Origin of the sequence: Paraglaciecola sp., assembly GCF_039942875.1 — a bacterium.
Lineage (GTDB): Bacteria > Pseudomonadota > Gammaproteobacteria > Enterobacterales > Alteromonadaceae > Paraglaciecola.
On the sequence record NZ_JBDVBQ010000050.1, the window covers coordinates 1 to 17,293 of the forward strand.

Sequence of the window (17,293 nt, forward strand, 5' to 3'; positions counted from 1 at the left end):
CTTCTTCAAAATAACAATTTCATTCATGGTATTGGTCTTTAGTGATGTTTGGCGATTGATCTGATCACCAAGTACCATGAATGTTCCAAATTATTTTATAACAATGACTTACCAACTTATTTCGTGGGGATACCTCAGGGTTAAACCTAATTGAGAAAAAATGAGCCCAAGCCAACCAATTAGAAGGAAATTACGATATTCGATTGATGAGCTATTTTCACAACACTTGAATATCGCAATTTATATTGCTCCGGCTCTACACTATTACGAATGTTGTGTTATCACTTCGCTAAATAAACTAGGATCGACATTTCCACCACTTATCACTAACCCAATAGTCTTACCTTTGGCGTCTATTTTGCCAGATAACAAAGCAGCTAATGCTACAACCCCGCCGGGTTCAACGACTATTTTTAGGGTTGAGAATGCATAGTTCATGGCTGCTCGCACTTCGTCATCAGATACTGAAAGTCCCGCTTTTAGAAGTGAACTGTTAATGGGAAACGTTAATGCACCCGGCTCAGGGGCTAACAATGCATCGCAGATAGACCTCGCGTCTTTGGGATTTGACTCTATATTTCCCGTTTCTAGCGAACGTTTGTGATCATCAAATGCATCGGGCTCTACACTGTATATACTAGTATTTGGACTTAACTGTGAAAACGCAGTCGCTATACCAGCAATTAGCCCTCCACCTCCAGAACAAACAAGTAAGTCATCTAATTGACAACCTAGGCTCTTACATTGTTGAAAAAACTCAAGGCCGGCGGTTCCCTGTCCTATGATAATGTTCAAGTCATCATAAGAAGGCACTAGTGTTGCTCCTCGTTCATTTGCGAGTGACAAACCTATTTCTTCTCGGCTCTCTGTATAGCGATCGTAACCGATGATTTCAGCACCATATTCTACGGTTTTCTTGACCTTTATTTCTGGGGCATCTTTAGGCATCACAATTGCTGCAGGTATTCCTAATATCTTTGCAGCTAACGCCACACCTTGAGCATGATTGCCCGATGACCAAGCTACAACGCCTGCTTTTTTCTCTTGGGCATTAAGTTGAGACAGCCGATTATAGGCACCACGAAACTTAAATGATCCACCTCGCTGTAAATTTTCAGCTTTAAATAATACGCGAGCTCCAACATCAGCATTTAGCTGTGCATTTTCGATCACAGGAGTGCGCACAGCCACACCATTTAACCGTTGGGCAGCTACTTCAATATCTGATAAGTTAATCATCTTAAACACCTTTGCTAATTAGTTCTCAATATTTACATAGATTCTAAAATGTATTATTATTTTAAGCAAGCTAACATTTCTACTTCCCGATACAACACTGAGACCTCAAATGAGTGCAAAACAAATTAAAATCAAAGACTTACAAACACCGTGCTTATTGCTTGATATTAATACACTTAAGAACAACATCAACTCTCTATCCATGCGTATTCAGTCCTTAGGAAGTAAGTTACGTCCACACGTGAAAACACATAAGTCCGCAGACGTGATGCACAAAGTACAAGAAGGAGGAAATGTCCAAGGAATTACTGTTTCAACATTAAAAGAAGCTGATTATTTCTTTGAACAAGGTGAGCGAGATATCTTGTATGCGGTGAGTATCTCCCCAGACAAACTATCCCATATTCAACACTTAATGTCAGCGGGTTGTGACGTCAAGATAGTATTAGATTGCATTGAAGCTGCGCAAGCTGTTAATGCCTTTGGCGAAGAACAAGGCATCACTTTCAATGTACTGATTGAGTTAGATACAGATGGACATAGGTCAGGCGTGTTGCCCGAAAGTGAAGAGTTGATTGACATTGCAAAAGCACTGAACGATGGCAAAGGCTCTCAGATGTTAGGTGTCATGACCCACGCAGGTGAGTCGTACACATGTAACACCCCAGAAGCCTTGCTTGCAATTGCAAGACAAGAGCGTGATCTTACTCTGCTTGCAACCAACCGTATAAAGCAAGCTAAATTACCTTGTCCTATTGTGTCAGTTGGTTCTACTCCAACCGCATTTTCTATTGATGATCTAACGGGTATTACTGAAGTAAGAGCGGGAGTTTACACCTTTTTTGATTTAGTGATGAAAGGTGTAGGAGTGTGTACTCAGCAAGATATCGCATTGAGTGTGTTGTCCTCAGTGATTGGTTTTCAAAAAGCCAAAGGGTGGATAATTACTGATGCTGGCTGGATGGCCTTATCGCGAGATAGAGGAACAAGTAACCAAGACATCGATTATGGATATGGTTTAGTTTCAGATATTGATGGCCATGCTGTCGAAGGTTTTATTGTGAGTAGCGCTAATCAAGAGCATGGTATCGTTTCATGTACAACTGACAACAACCAAAGTTCCCCTCTTAACATCACACTTGGCAGCAAGGTACGTGTTCTGCCCAACCATGCTTGTTCGACTGCAAGTCAATACACCAAATATTATGTGGTCGATGGTGAAAACGTGGTGGGAGAATGGGAACGTATCAATGGTTGGTAAACATGTATAAAATCAACCTTAACGTAATGACCCGTTCAATAAATAAGACCCGTCGATTACTGCCTTGTGCTTTGTTGTTCTGTTCCTGTTTATTAGCTGCACAGGAAAAAAAACTTGTTCTCAATACCGTTGAGAATTGGTTAGATACCCGTGTTGATGAAGCCATAAATACACATCATACCCCCGGCTTCAATATAGGCATCATTGTTGACGGGCGCCTCGCTTTGCAAAAAAACTACGGTGTCATGAATGTCGAGACTGGTGTGAAAACAAACACACAAACCCGTTATCAAGTCGCGTCAATTACTAAAACATTTGTTGCCGCATTAGCTGCAAAACTAGCTACTAGCAATAAAGTAGATTTGGATGTGCCAATAAACCAATATATTCCAGGTGTGAAATTTCATCCCAGTATCATTCTTTCAAAAATGACATTACGTAAGCTTCTGACTCATCATTCAGGTCTTCCGAGTAATCCTATAAATAGAGTTAATATCGAAGTGCTACAACTTGCTGCGCTTTTTGACCCTACAATCGCAGCACCCTATAGTGTAGAACAACTTAAACAAGCTATTGCTACTACGCCTAGCAAATATACTACCGGAGAGCGTTACTATTATTCCAACTATGGTATGCATCTCGCTGCTTATATTTTGGCAAAGGTCAGTGGATATGACACGTTTAATGAAGCACTCACAGCTCACATATTAAGCCCTTTAAAATTACACAATACTTTCGTTCGAGTTTCTAATACAAAAGATAGTGATATGGCGACCCCTTATGTCTCGCAAAACGACAGTAGTCTAATTCTCACCGCAGACAATCAGATGCAATATATAGAGCTTCCTGCTTGGACATTCGGTGAAGTAACTGGGGCATTAGGTTTGACGTCAAATATCCCCGACTTGTCTACATACGTTATGCACCTGATGGAAGAGGCAAAAGACAGTGCACCAATAAATAAAAATGCTAGAGAGCTATTGTTTCGACCTAATGCTGAGTTTATTAAAGACAATGCCCACTTGTTTGAAATAGGGTTAGGCTGGAGAATAAGAACCTTTGGTCGTTTTGGTACTATCTACACTCACGGTGGACACAATGATGGCCATCACGCATACATCCTCTTCTCTCGAGAGAAACACCTTGCTGTTATCATGCTTACCAATGGGCCCCATAACATCAATAAAACTATCGCTACTGAAACATTGTTAAAGCTAATGCAAAACATTAAATGATCTATCGGAACTAGGCCCCTAAGCCTAGTAATGGATAAATTAAAGTTTACACGCCTAAATGCTAACGCTATTAGATAGTTTTAGTAGCCGATTGTGCGACAGATATAATAATCCAGCAGACAATAAACAAACCACAGAGATACCGAAAAAAACACTCAAATGGCTGTAGTTTGTAGATAATGCCCCCACATACCCGGTAAACCAACTACCAATACCAATGGTTAAATACCAAGCACCGACTACAAAACTGGTTAAGTGTTTAGGTGATAATGCGGCAGCGGCTGAGATTTGTGAAGGCCAGACCAAAACATCGCCCAATCCAAATAAAATGTAAGTGAGCAATATCCACATAGCGGATATATGTGAATCATTCTCACGTGTCATGTCACCTAATGCTAGCAATGAATAACTCAAACCGATCAGCATCAAACCCAAAGCTAATTTTTTAATTGCATTTACTTTTGGAAATTGAGTCGCAAATAATTTGACTAAAAATGGAGCAAAAAGAATAAAAATGCCAGTGCTGATACTCAAGAACCAAGTGGCGGGGATCTCAAAACCAAATATAACGCGGTCAACATGCTCTTTGGTATAAAGGTTAAGCATGCCGCCTTTTTGATAAAAAGCCACTGCGTACACAATAGTGAAAAGTCCCATACAAATTACCAGGGCTAGCCGGTTAATATCTTCTGGGGTAAGCTTAGTTTGTTGGGTCTTGTCTTTTGTTTTAGGATTTAATGGTTTACTCCCAATCTCACCAAAACAACTTTGTTGCCAATGAATATAGGTAACTACCCCAATTACCATACCAATAGCAGCGGCTGTAAATCCCACATGCCAACCCACTTTTTCACCTAATGTGCCGGCAATAAAGTTGGCAGAAAAAGAACCAAGGTATATGCTCGCCATAAAAATAGCATAGCCTGTTTGTCGCGATTTTGACTGAGGTGAATATAGGTGATTAATAATCGAAGAAACCGCAGGTTTAATCAAACCTGTTCCCATCACTATTAAGCACAAGCCAATTAAGAAACTCCAAAGTTTCAAATGGTAACCTAGCAGTAATAATGAAGTATCTGAGCCAATGTGGTCGTCTGAAAATCCTGCTAGTAGCAAGGTCGAACCGGATAAGAAAAACCTATCATAAGATATTCCATCTGACAGCAGAGCCTGCGAAACTGAACTACCAGCGAGCCAGTCAATAATGGCAGGAAAATAGGCTGGGCCTCCCAACAGCAGATGGCCTAACACAACTAATATCCCTCCATTTAAAATACACTTACGCTCCCCCCAAAAGCGATTTGCAATCCATCCACCTAACGCAGGTGCAGCAAAAACAAAACCGCTATAAATCCCCATTAGTTTAAGTGCAGTGGGTGTAGACCAATGGAAGCCTCCAGTGCTTGCATTGGCGGTTAAAAACAGCACTAACAACCCCAGCATTCCGTAGTAACTGAAACGCTCCCACAGCTCTACACCCGAGACCAAGAATAATCCTTTAGGATGCCCTAGAAATTGAGTATTCATAGCTTTCCTTTATCGAATTGACTGCATTGGTAAGGTTAATGACGAAGCATGCTCCCCCCCTGTGAATACAGAAACCTCTGGAGATGGGCTATAAACAGGCGTTAAATAGTTATGCATATCTGCACCTGTTAGTACTAAACGAATTTTGTGGCCCTTTTCAAATAAATTAGCCGTTGGTTGCATTGAAAAATGTAACTCCACAATTTGTTGGTTAAACGTTGAAGTTTCACTCACCGACTGTCTAGAGGAGTCACTAATAGGTAAACCAAATGTGTCATATGCTGGTTTCGCTATTTTTCGGTGTGAAGCACGCAGTAACCCTTCAGTTAAATAAACAACATTTCCATCCTTGTCTACTTCTTCTAGGTAGGCAAAGATTTCACCATCAGAAGCAGTAGATTTCGCGTATAGCTTCACAATGGGGTGACCCACTACAAGTTTATCCTCTTTAAGTGCTGGCGTACTAAATGACAGAGCCCCACCTCCATTAGTACGAACTTTCATGTCTGGATATACCATAGCCGGGACACTACTCATAGAATCGTGAGTACGGGACTGTGGGCCCATTGTTTTGGTATAATCAACTGTAAACGTTAAAGCTCCTTTATTTACCGCTGCACTAGCAAGTGAGCCATCATTGAAGCTGTCATCTTGAGCACCTTGAGCTGACAGGAAATACGTCTGTTTGTGGGTGTTTTCCAATGGCCAGCTAGATGCTTCATGCCAAACTAATTGATTATCGATGTCTGCAAACGCGTAATTAATGCTTGGTTCATCCATGATGCCGGTATCACGGCCTTTTAACCAATAGTCAAACCAACGCAATGACTCAGAATTTAATAACTCTCTTGCTTGCGCTTCAAAATCATCTAATGGATTGTCAATTCGCCCGTTGTCTTCGTTTGGCCCATGACTCCATAAACCAGCGGTTATCTTCTTAGGGCCATTAAAATTGTGAAACAGCTGAAATGCACCTACAGTGTCTTCATCATACCAACCTGTCCATATGTACATAGGTATTGCAGCATTTTGCATGCCCTTAAGAACAGAGCTAGGCGCAACCAACCCAAACTCTCTGCTTTGAGAAAAGGCAGGGGTATCTCTGTAAAGATGTAAACCACTGGCTATTTTTTGCTGTAATTCCGGTTTACCAACTAAGGATTTTTGTAAATCGAGTGGTGAAGACAAGATTTGCAAAGCTTGTAATGGCGATTGAAACTCAAATGCCTTTGTCACTGCTAGCAGGGTACCAACTAAATCAGGGGCCACATCTGTTAATGTTGAAAATAGCGCATTAGGAGGGGAGTTTGCTTTGCGGTAAGCCAGTACTTTCTCTAGTTGCTTACCGTCTTTGTCATTATCTACCGGAGCTGGGCTGGGTAAACTACCTGCAAGGTCACCAACATCTGCCAAGCCATCTTTTTGTGCTTGACCTTGACCAAATGACAGCACACCTTTATGGAGTAAACCCGTGTTGCCTGTAACCAATTGGTAAAGATCAAATGCAGGGACTGCAGGAAAAATTGCTTTCAATGGCTTAGGTGCCAGAGCTGCAATTTTTAATTGTGTCATACCATGATAGGAGCCCCCAATCATCCCTACGCTACCATTACTCCATGGTTGAGATGCGACCCAATTTATCAAATCTACTCCATCCTGAGCCTCAAGTAGAGCATGGTCACCTTGGCTAATCCCCCCTGATGCGCCAGTCCCTCGAGATTCAGCTCTCACAAAGATGTAACCGTTGCTCATCAGTTCGACTATTGACTCTCGTCCTGTATCCCAATAAATCAAGCGGCCACTATCATCTCTACTTATCAAACTGCCAATTTTTTGGCCTGGCTGCCAAGGCCCCAGATTTGTCATAATTGTACCGTCAGGAGACATTTTTGCCCGCCAATAACGACCGTAATAAAAAATTACCGGTAAAGGTTCAGACTCTACCTCGCCTCCAGTCGCTGGGCGATATACATCCACAGCCAATTTGGTCCCGTCTGTAACGGAAATATATTGCGAAGAGCGTGTATATTGGGCATATGTTTTTTTACCAGAATATTTCCCAAAACTTGACTCTGTTGAAGAAGCTATCGAGGCGCTTCCTAATAAAACAGTAAAGCATAGGTATTTAGTTATCGTTTTTATCATCATTTACTCACTAAATTGTTTGTAGTTTTCCACGTATTTTGAGGCTCAATTAATCTTGTAAAAATAGCTTGTTGGGTAGTGGTAAACCCCACTAGCTCTCCGTTTATATTTATCATTCCATTTGCGCTAAACTGGGGGCCAACGCAATAAGGCCATATCTTGTAAGCTTCAAAGCATAATTCACCTATAGGATGAAGATAAAATTGTAGTGCTCCGACTGTCATAATCACTGACAGATCATGTTGTCGAATTGTTGCCATTCCAAAACCAGTGCTATCGCAATAATTACCATAAAAAGGTCGCAGCAGATCTAACTCGTGGATATCAAGCTCCGATTTAGGAAAAGGTTGTAACACTTTATTGTTCCCCATATCAGTCTGATGCTTTGCAAATAAACTAGACCAATTGGCGACATTTACCCCTTTTACTTTATCTACCAAGGTTTGAAACAGCATCCTAGGTAAAAATGGATTGTCGCCATTAACCATGATAGACACAGCAAAATTACAGTCTTTGACATAGCCAACAAGGGAGCGAAAGCCATCAATTGACCCGGTATGATAGTAAACACGACTCCCTTTATATATATGGGTATACCAGCCTAGTGCATAAGCTTCTTCTTGCACTAAATGAGCATAAATTCCCATGGCCTGTGACAGTTCATGCTCTGCAAATTGGCCCTCATCCTTCATATGAGGCACACTGCTAAGGGCTAGAAATTCCTCAGGTAATACGACCTTCCCAGACATAGATTGACCGCTTAGAATAAAATACAGCCATTTTTGCATATCTTCAGCGTTACTATTTACACCACCAGCAGGTGCCGCCACGTGATCCTCATAGTTCCAGTCAATAGGCGCTAATGAACCATCGAGCCACAAATGGGGAGATGCGAAATTACCATCACTTTTAGCCTGTACATGTGACACATTAGTGTGGTTCATTCCTAATGGAGTAAAAAGTAATTGCTCTAAGCACTCACCGAGTTCAGCATCTAATACTCGAGTGACGATTTCACCTAAAAGCGTAAACCCATCAGTACAATAAGCATAACTACCCTTAAACTCATGTTGAAAGGGCTGAAATGCCATTCGCGTGATCAAATCTTTACGACTGAACGCGACTTGTCGATGACGGCCTTCCGAGGAAATAAGTCCTAATCGATTACACATTAAATCACGAATGGTAGCGCGGCTCGCGACCACTTCATTGGAAAAAGTTAGACCATGAATATAGTCTTTTACCAAATCATCTAAGTCTAGCTTGCCTTTAGATTGCAAGATCAAAATGGCATTAACGATAAAAGCTTTTGAACATGATGCCAGAGCAAAATGTGTTTGCTCATTAATAGTTGCGTCTTGATCTTTCCTACGCACGCCAGAACAAGCACTATAAGTATCGTTGTTCCAAAGTAATGACATTGATATAGCTGGCTGTTGCCACTGTTTTAACGTATCGGCAACCAGTCTATCAACAAATCTCCTCATAAAACCATCATCTACATAGATTTCATAATGTATATAATCTACATCAACTTTTTCTTTGTGACAACCAATAGTGAATAATTAGTATTGTACTTATAACAAAGTTGCATATACTTCTCTTTCAAAGCGATGTATTTAGAATGTGTAGCTAAATCCCCTTCGTTAAAACAAAATAAAGAGCAATACATATGACAAAAACGGGCAAATCAACTGCTCCGCAGAAAAGACGTTCACAAGAAGAACGACGTCAATATACGCGTCAGAACCTCATCAATACTACAATTAGTGTCATTAGTGAAAAAGGTTATGCGGCGATGCGTACCGGTGACATAACGAAAAAAGCGCAAGTTACTTGGGGGGCCGCTCAGCATTTATTTGGGAGCAAGGCTGAACTTATGATTCAAGTCGCTTCACAAGTATCTGATAGCCTTATCCGCTACCTTGAAGCAGATATTCAGGTCACGCTGCCTGCGAATGAAAAGCTTGTACAAGTCATAGATCAGACGTGGGCTCTATATAGCAGTGAAGATTATTTTGCGATGACCGAAATTGTAAGAGGTACCCGTAAAGATCCTAAGATACATGGCTACATAGTAGACGCGCAGATAAAAATCACACATAAAATTGAGACATTATGGGTCAAGCTATTTGCAAACAATTCAATATCTGAACAACAGTCATTACGCTTATGCCATCTAGTCACACTTTATCTATCAGGTTTGGCCGCAAGGAAAATGTATACTATGCCAGGGACTAATACTGAGCAATTGCTTGAAGAAATAAAGAGTCTCACATTAGAGCAGATCAGCAAGTACTAAATTTTATTCGTTAGTGTCCGTTAGTTACAATAACAAAACATAGAGTTTGACTTTTATGCAAATAATAGTAAGGCTCATTTGATTATATTAACAAATATATAAAAAGCCGCTCACTTCACAATGAACGGCTTTTTAACTGGATTATAGAGCCTTAATTTTTATTAAAACTTAACTTTCAAGTTAACGTTATAACTCGCGGCATCACCGACTAAAGCAGTGATAGTGCCTCGCTCTTGAACGTATTCTTCATCGAGAATATTTTTACCTATGAAGTACACACCATAATTATCCCATTCATATCCAACTTTTGCGTTAACTAGAACTCGACTTTCAAGCTCATCAACGATAGCTCGGTTAAGTGCATTGTCGTATGAAGATGAAGTGTAAGATACGTCAAGGTTAACTAACCATCCATTCTCTTTATAATTTCCACCTACAATTAACTGAGAGCTAGGTGCAAATCTAAATTCGTTGCCAGCATAATTAACACCACCGGATACAAACTCAATAAACTCTGTTTTGGAAATACTGGCAGAAGCAAACATATCCAAGCTATCGCTAACCTCAACCGCTACTTCTAACTCAGCGCCCGTTAATTCAGACTGACCCGCGTTTACTGTTTGAGAATCAAACCGGTTAATTGGCTCTTCTGGTTGCACTGAAACTTGTTGATTCTTCCAATCAGTAAAATAAATATTTCCGTTCGCAGTGACTTTCCCATCAGCCCAAACTGAACGGTATGCTAATTCGTACGTCCATGCATATTCCGAATCATAAGCCGCTGAAATTGCTCGCGCTAAGTTAAAGTCAGAACCACCTGAACGATAAGCGCGTTTTGCACTTAAACTTACAGAAACGTCGTCATTGAAAGAGTGTGTTACGGCAACACTAGGCAACCAAGCGTCAAATGTTTCAGTATTTATTGGTGAATCAGCGATTGCAGCTTCAACTACAGGTTCTAAAATTGGATATAGAAAATCAGGAAGATCCGGATCATCAATAACCGGGTTATTTAAACCATCAAGAGATTGCTCTTCATTGTCATAACGAATTCCAGCCGTCATTCTCCATGAATCGTTAAATACATACTCACCTTCAAAAAATACAGCGTAATTTTCAACTTCGGTTTTTTCGTCAAGCAAAACACTTAAATTAAATGATGATGGCACCAAAGGACGAACGGACTCTGGAAAAGGACTTGCATCTATCGGAAATGCTAAATTATTGATCAGCTGATACTCCTCATCTGAAGTAAAATAGTACATACCTAATAATGCAGTGAAATCACCATCACGGTCATAGGTGAATCTAAGTTCTTGAGATAAGTTATCACTTATTGTTTCAACACTTGAGCCATCGGTTGCTCCAGCGGCAGAGAAATCTTGATCAAATAATTGAAGTTGTTCGATATCTGAATATGATGTGATACTTACTAAATCTACACCATCAATTAAATCACTATAATTGACCTCAAATATGGTGCTTTTTGTTGTAGTAGTTGTCATATCTCTAAGATTACTAAAAGCTAGCCTTTCAAAGGGAGCAACCTCAACAGTTTGTTCTATGTCAGAATATAAATTTGCACTTTCAGTACCAAACTGTGACTTTGCATAACTGCCAGTAAGCTTAAAAGTTAGATCTGATATTGCATCAGGTTCCCATAACAATTTAACCCGAGCAAGCTCGCTATCTTCTAACGCCCAATCATCTAGACCTAGGGTAACATTTTCGACAGCGCCATCTGTATGATTTTTATCTAACGCAACTCTAAAAGCAAACTCATCTTCAACAATTACTCCGCCTAAGGCGGTTGATAAGCGATAAGCGCCGTTGTTACCCACACCAGCTTGGGCCGCTCCACCCCATTCAAAGTCGGGGTCAACGGTATTCACGACTATGGCTCCGGCTAAGGCATTTCGACCTTGAGTTGTTGCCTGAGGGCCTCTAAAGACTTCAACTTGCTGGACGTCCCACATACTAAGCGGGCCACCTTTTCCTGCTGACTCTGATTCTAGCGGTGCTCCGTCTACATAAATAGTCGCTAGTGGATTACCACGAGATACTTGACCTTCACTATTTACACCACGGATTGAGAATGTGAGATCTCCGCCACCAGAGCTCACGCCTGCAGTACGCTTTAATACATCAAAAATATTATCAATAGGGCTGTTTTCTATATCTTGCCTATCAATAATAGCCACAGACGATACGGTATCTTGAATGGTACGACCGCGTTTCTCACCGAGGACAACTATTTTTTCATAGTTGTCCTCAGTGCTATCGCCACTGTCGATATTTTCTTGAGCCCCTAAAGACACACTTACTGTTAATGCTATGAGACTAACGGCAAAATTATTATGTTTTATTTTCACTCTTCTTCTCCCAATAATTGCAACTTAAAGTAAGTTACATAAATTTTAAAATGTAAGTGTTGCCAACCATAGTTTATTTAAATATAATTTGCAATCTATGTTAACAACAAAGATAACATCTCTAATGACATCTAACAGTAATATTCAAAAAATCAGGAAAGTTCTTCACTTCTCTCGAGATGAATATGAATCAAGGCTCAAAAATATACGACTCAAAATGCAAGAGGAAAATCTAGACTTGTTACTATTGTCAGATCCTTGCAATATTTATTATGCAACAGGATATGATGCTTGGTCCTTTTATGTGCCACAATGTGCACTTATATCGGCATCTAATGATGAACCTGTTTGGATCGGCCGTGAAATGGACAGGCACGGAGCATGCCTCACTAGTATTTTAAGCGATAATAATATCGTTGCTTATGATGATAAATACGTACAGTCTCAAATTTATCATCCAATGAGCGTAATGGCATCGGAAATACGAGAGCGATATGGCAACAATATCCACATTGGAATTGAAATGGATAGTTACTACATTGACATCCAAGCTTACCTAAAACTTCAAACTGAGTTACCGAATTGCAAAGTTTCCGATGCAAGCTTATTGGTAAATTGGGTGCGTGCAGTGAAATCTCCAACCGAGATAGGTTATATGCACGAAGCGGCGACGTTAGTTCAAAATGCGATGCAATCTGCTATCGATTTAATTCAGCCTAATGTTCGAGAATGTGATGTGGCTGCAACAGCATACAGTGACCTTGTCTCAAGTAATCCCGATTTTGCTGGCAGCTACACAAGTACACCTCCATTAATTCCTGCTGGAGAGCGTCTTAATACACCACATTTGTCTTGGAATTCTAGCCGCTACCAAAATGAGACCCAGATCAACCTTGAATTGATGGCCTGCAGAAACCGTTATCATATGCCTTTAGGCCGTTCAGTTTATTTGGGCACTCCGCCTGCGAACCTTCAAACTATTGAGAGTGCAATTGTCGATGGGCTCGATGCTGCTTTGGACTTCATAAAACCAGGCGTTATGGCCTGTGAAGTCGAAGCCACTTGGCAAAAAGCGGCAGCCAAATACAACGTACAAAAATCAGCTCGATGTGGTTATGCACTGGGAATCGCTTATCCACCAACCTGTGGCGAAAAAACAATTAGTCTACGGCCAGATGATAAAACCATCTTAGAAGAGGGAATGACTTTTCACCTAATGCCTGCCATTTGGCATGAAGGCAACAGCTTAGTTATCACCGAACCTTTTGCAGTAACAAAAAGTGGTGCAGAGACGTTTTGCAACTTTCCAAGAAAGCTCTTTGTTAAGTAACAGCTAAGGCAAATAATTCATGACAATATTCGCATATTCGGATCCCATCATTGCTTGTTTAAAAAACAAGACGCTTCTTCCTACTAGTTCTATTAATGATGTTTTCCCTAAATTAAATGTATACAACCCAGCTACCGATGCACTTATTGGTCAAGTACGAAACTTTACTAAAAAAGAAACACAGCAAAAAATCGAAGCGTGCCAACAGTCACTAAGCGAATGGCAAGCGTTAGGGCCCTACTCTCGTGGCGATATCTTACACCTTTGGGCAACGCTTATTTATCAAAACCGAGAAGACCTAGCCACTATCATCACTCTGGAACAAGGTAAGCCAATACAAGAAGCACGAGCAGAAATTGATTATGCGAAGTCTTTCATAACTTGGTTTGCTGAAGAAGGAAAACGTCATTATGGTGAAGTGATCCCTTCCTCTAAACAGGGGGCTAGAATGTTAACGATCCGTCAACCAATAGGTGTTACCACAGCCGTTACCCCTTGGAATTTCCCTTGTGCAATGATCACACGTAAGGCCAGTGCTGCACTAGCTGCGGGTTGTAGCATGTTAGTGCGTCCCGCAGACGAAACGCCTTTCTCAGCACTCGCATTACAAGTTCTAGCGGAACAAGCAGGGATCCCCGCCACAATACTAACAACAGTAACAGGGCAAGCTGAACCCATTGTCAATGAATTCACTGAGAACCCAACTGTTAGAGCAATGAGCTTCACTGGCTCTACAAGAGTAGGCAAATTGATAACACAGCAATGTGCTAGTACATTAAAAAAAGTCTCAATGGAGCTAGGAGGACACGCCCCTTTCATTGTGCTTGAAGACGCAGATTTAGAGCATGCAGTACAAGGCGTGATAGACGCGAAATTCGCAACATCAGGACAAGATTGCCTCGCTGTTAATAAATGCTTTGTGCACAAGAGTTTATACCAGGAATTCCTACGCAAAGTAACAAAACGAGTTGAGGCCTTAGTGGTTGGGAATGGCTTAAATGAAGGTGTAGATATTGGGCCGTTAATTTCACAAAATGCTGTAGATAAGTGTCAAAAACACGTAGATGATGCCCTCCAAAAAGGAGCAACACTTCATTGTGGTGGCAGCAGCACCGAGCACGGTAAGCAATATTTTTCACCAACTTTACTATCTAACACAACTCCTGAAATGATGATTTTCCAAGAAGAAACTTTCGGACCCGTGTTAGCAGTTAGTTCTTTCAACGATACCCCGCAATTAATCGAGCAATCAAATAATACACCTTATGGCTTAGCAGCCTATATCTATGGCAGTGACCAAAGCAAATTATGGCATCTGGCTGAACAACTTGAATATGGAATGATTGCAGTTAATACACCTTCAATGACAGGTCCCCCCATTCCATTTGGTGGCATAAAGCAATCAGGGCTTGGACGAGAGGGAAGTAAATACGGATTAGACGAATACTCCGAAATAAAATATGTGTGCCTTGGGAACATATAACACCTAACTATTATATCACGTAAGGAGATATAAAAATGAACGATATCAATGCATTAGATAGAAAAACGCTAGTCCACCCTTTTACTCACTTAGGCGATCATGACGCAGGCCTTACTCCATCAAGGGTAATTAAAAAAGGTAAAGGTATACGTATCTATGACACTCAAGGAAAAGAGTTAATAGACGCATTCTCAGGCCTTTATTGTGTGAATATAGGGTATGGTAATGAAGCAGTAGCTGATGCCATAGCGAAACAAGCAAAGGAGCTAGCTTATTATCATAGCTATGCTGGTCACGGTAATGAACCTGCCATCGAACTATCAAAGGAAATACTTGATTGGTATGGTGAGGGTATGGCTCGTGTTTTTTATGGTATGTCTGGATCCGATGCCAATGAAACACAAGCTAAAATAGTGTGGTACTACAACAATGTTCTTGGTCGCCCTAAAAAGAAAAAAATCATAGCACGCTTACGTGGTTATCATGGAGCAACCGTTATTTCAGGCAGCATGACTGGATTACCTTTTTATCATACTGCATTCGACATGCCTGCGGGCCCAATCCTACACACAACTAACCCTCATCATTATTTTGAAGCTGAAGCGGGAATGACTGAAGCGGAATTTTCAAAGAAATGCGCAAATGATTTGGAAGAGATGATCCTCCGAGAAGGCCCAGAAACCATAGGTGCTTTCATCGGAGAGCCAATGTTAGGTACGGGCGGTATTATCCCTCCACCTGAAAATTACTGGCAAGAAATTCAAGCTGTGCTTAAAAAGCATGACATATTGTTAATAGCTGATGAGGTTGTGTGTGGCTTCGGAAGATTAGGCGCTAATTTTGGTTCACATCTTTATGGTATGAAACCTGACTTGATTACAGTCGCAAAGGGCTTAACGAGTGCTTATTTGCCTTTATCAGGAGTTATAGTGGGCGATAAAGTGTGGGATGTCTTGAAGCAAGGTTCTGATAAATTTGGACCGTTCAGTCATGGTTATACCTATACTGCTCATCCATTATGTGCAGCTGCAGGGGTGGCTAATCTCAAAGTACTTAAAGAGTTGAATCTTGTTAATAATGCTAAAGTAACCGGCCAATACTTTAACGCCAAATTAAACGAAACATTTAGTCATCTAGACTTTGTTGGCGAGGTACGTGGGCAAGGCATGCTGGCCGCAATCGAGTTTGTTGCCGATAAAGAAAGTAAAACACGCTTTGACCCTAGTCTAAAAATCGGCGCTCAAATATCAGCTGCTTGTTTAGAGCAAGGCATAATCGCAAGGGCTATGCCGCACGGAGACATTCTCGGATTTGCTCCGCCATTAGTCACTACCACTAATGACATTGATCTTATTATTGAAAAAGTGCAATTCGCCATAAACAGTGTTCACACTAAACTTAGATAATAAGGAAAAACCCATGGCAAACAAACATATACAACTTGTATCTACCCCTAAAGCTACGCCTGCAGGGGGGCATTACTCCCAAGCCACAATAAGCAATGGCTTGATCTTCGTATCAGGTCAATTAGGCTTTAAACCCGGTACTAATGAAAAACAAGATGGCGACATTAAACAAGAAAGTTTTAACTGTCTTGAGAATTTGAGGCTAATTTTAGAGGAATGCGGTGCAACAACAGATGATTTAGTCAAAGTGACAATCTATATATCAGATGTTGAATACTGGCCTGTTGTAAATTCAGTCTATGCTGACTATCTTGGCGAACATAAACCGGCTAGAGCCATAGTCCCTTGTAATGTTTTACACTATGGTTTTAATGTTGAAATTGAAGCGATAGCGAAGGCGAATACTATAATTATCAATAACTAGAAAACACTCAACCTAATGGGTGAAAACAAATTTTAGGGTACAACTGTTGTACCAATTAGCGTGATAACAGTTGGCAGACTGCCGTATGGAATTTTAGGTGAATAACATACTAGCGGTAGCAGAATGTTTAAAATGCTATTCATGCCGAATAGATAGGTAATGCGGTGACATCAAGGAGCGTCCGTATATGTCTCTGTTATTAAACTTGAAAATACCAAAGTCAAATTTATTACTATTTATGGTCATGTATATCAGCGCGCAGATAACACTTGCTTTAAAAGCATGTGTTATAAAAGAAGGTCTAAAGCGTGTCGATATGAAGGGGGGCACAATGATCTATATATTGGGACTTGCCAATATATGGGTGAAAATTTAATGTGCGTTAGAAATCAGCCCATTCATCCACTCGATACATCTATCAAAAGTATAAAACCAGACCATAGTCATGAGGACACTCAGCGGTAGCCTTTGACCCTAGGTAAAATAAAAAGCCCCCATGTTTAACAACGTGGGGGCTTTTTGTCTTATTGAGTGAGTAGGCTTACATCTAGAAGTTGTAAGTTGCCGAT

Annotated in this window: 12 protein-coding genes; 7 read left to right on the forward strand and 5 right to left on the reverse strand. The window is 40.7% G+C overall.

Translation table 11 applies throughout. The features are described from left to right. Positions 1 to 264 precede the first annotated feature (264 nt). The gene (locus ABJE44_RS17590) at positions 265 to 1,239 is read right to left on the reverse strand and encodes a threonine/serine dehydratase (RefSeq protein ID WP_348110760.1); all 975 of its coding nucleotides are present in this window, start codon (positions 1,237 to 1,239) and stop codon (positions 265 to 267) included. 109 nt (positions 1,240 to 1,348) lie between these two features. Here ABJE44_RS17590 and ABJE44_RS17595 point away from each other — a divergent pair, with 109 nt between their 5' ends. Next, on the forward strand, positions 1,349 to 2,500 hold the full coding sequence (locus ABJE44_RS17595) for an alanine racemase (protein WP_348110761.1): 1,152 nt from the start codon (positions 1,349 to 1,351) through the stop codon (positions 2,498 to 2,500). Between the two features lie 2 nt (positions 2,501 to 2,502). Further along, the gene (locus ABJE44_RS17600; RefSeq protein WP_348110762.1) at positions 2,503 to 3,735 is read left to right on the forward strand and encodes a serine hydrolase domain-containing protein; all 1,233 of its coding nucleotides are present in this window, start codon (positions 2,503 to 2,505) and stop codon (positions 3,733 to 3,735) included. Positions 3,736 to 3,789: 54 nt separating this feature from the next. On the opposite strand, the gene ABJE44_RS17605 is transcribed toward ABJE44_RS17600, so the two are convergent. The 3 genes from ABJE44_RS17605 to ABJE44_RS17615 are packed head-to-tail and all read right to left on the reverse strand — an operon-like array spanning position 3,790 to position 8,894. Then, positions 3,790 to 5,262, reverse strand: coding sequence for a peptide MFS transporter (locus ABJE44_RS17605; protein ID WP_348110763.1), 1,473 nt, complete (start codon positions 5,260 to 5,262; stop codon positions 3,790 to 3,792). A 9-nt stretch (positions 5,263 to 5,271) separates the two neighbouring features. Further along, positions 5,272 to 7,410: a CocE/NonD family hydrolase gene (locus ABJE44_RS17610; protein WP_348110764.1), complete on the reverse strand. Its 2,139-nt coding sequence runs from the start codon at positions 7,408 to 7,410 to the stop codon at positions 5,272 to 5,274. Next, the gene (locus ABJE44_RS17615) at positions 7,407 to 8,894 is read right to left on the reverse strand and encodes a serine hydrolase domain-containing protein (protein WP_348110765.1); all 1,488 of its coding nucleotides are present in this window, start codon (positions 8,892 to 8,894) and stop codon (positions 7,407 to 7,409) included. Before ABJE44_RS17615 ends, ABJE44_RS17610 begins: the two co-directional genes overlap by 4 nt. Positions 8,895 to 9,079: 185 nt before the next feature. Here ABJE44_RS17615 and ABJE44_RS17620 point away from each other — a divergent pair, with 185 nt between their 5' ends. After that, positions 9,080 to 9,709, forward strand: a complete 630-nt coding sequence (locus ABJE44_RS17620) for a TetR/AcrR family transcriptional regulator (protein ID WP_348110766.1) — start codon at positions 9,080 to 9,082, stop codon at positions 9,707 to 9,709. Between the two features lie 161 nt (positions 9,710 to 9,870). Here ABJE44_RS17620 and ABJE44_RS17625 read toward each other — a convergent pair whose 3' ends face one another. Further along, complete coding sequence (locus ABJE44_RS17625; protein WP_348110767.1) at positions 9,871 to 12,081, reverse strand: TonB-dependent receptor; 2,211 nt, start codon at positions 12,079 to 12,081, stop codon at positions 9,871 to 9,873. A 124-nt stretch (positions 12,082 to 12,205) separates the two neighbouring features. On the opposite strand from ABJE44_RS17625, the gene ABJE44_RS17630 reads away from it, so the two are divergent. Genes ABJE44_RS17630 through ABJE44_RS17645 form a run of 4 tightly spaced genes read left to right on the forward strand, consistent with a single transcriptional unit; the run spans position 12,206 to position 16,724 of the window. Beyond that, positions 12,206 to 13,411, forward strand: coding sequence for a Xaa-Pro peptidase family protein (locus tag ABJE44_RS17630; protein WP_348110768.1), 1,206 nt, complete (start codon positions 12,206 to 12,208; stop codon positions 13,409 to 13,411). 19 nt (positions 13,412 to 13,430) lie between these two features. After that, positions 13,431 to 14,894, forward strand: coding sequence for an NAD-dependent succinate-semialdehyde dehydrogenase (locus ABJE44_RS17635; RefSeq protein WP_348110769.1), 1,464 nt, complete (start codon positions 13,431 to 13,433; stop codon positions 14,892 to 14,894). A 35-nt stretch (positions 14,895 to 14,929) separates the two neighbouring features. After that, a complete protein-coding gene (locus tag ABJE44_RS17640) occupies positions 14,930 to 16,300 on the forward strand; it encodes an aminotransferase (RefSeq protein WP_348110770.1) in 1,371 nt (456 codons plus the stop codon). A gap of 13 nt (positions 16,301 to 16,313) precedes the next feature. Next, positions 16,314 to 16,724 (forward strand): RidA family protein, encoded by a 411-nt coding sequence (locus ABJE44_RS17645; RefSeq protein WP_348110771.1) that lies wholly within the window; start codon positions 16,314 to 16,316, stop codon positions 16,722 to 16,724. Positions 16,725 to 17,293 lie beyond the last annotated feature (569 nt).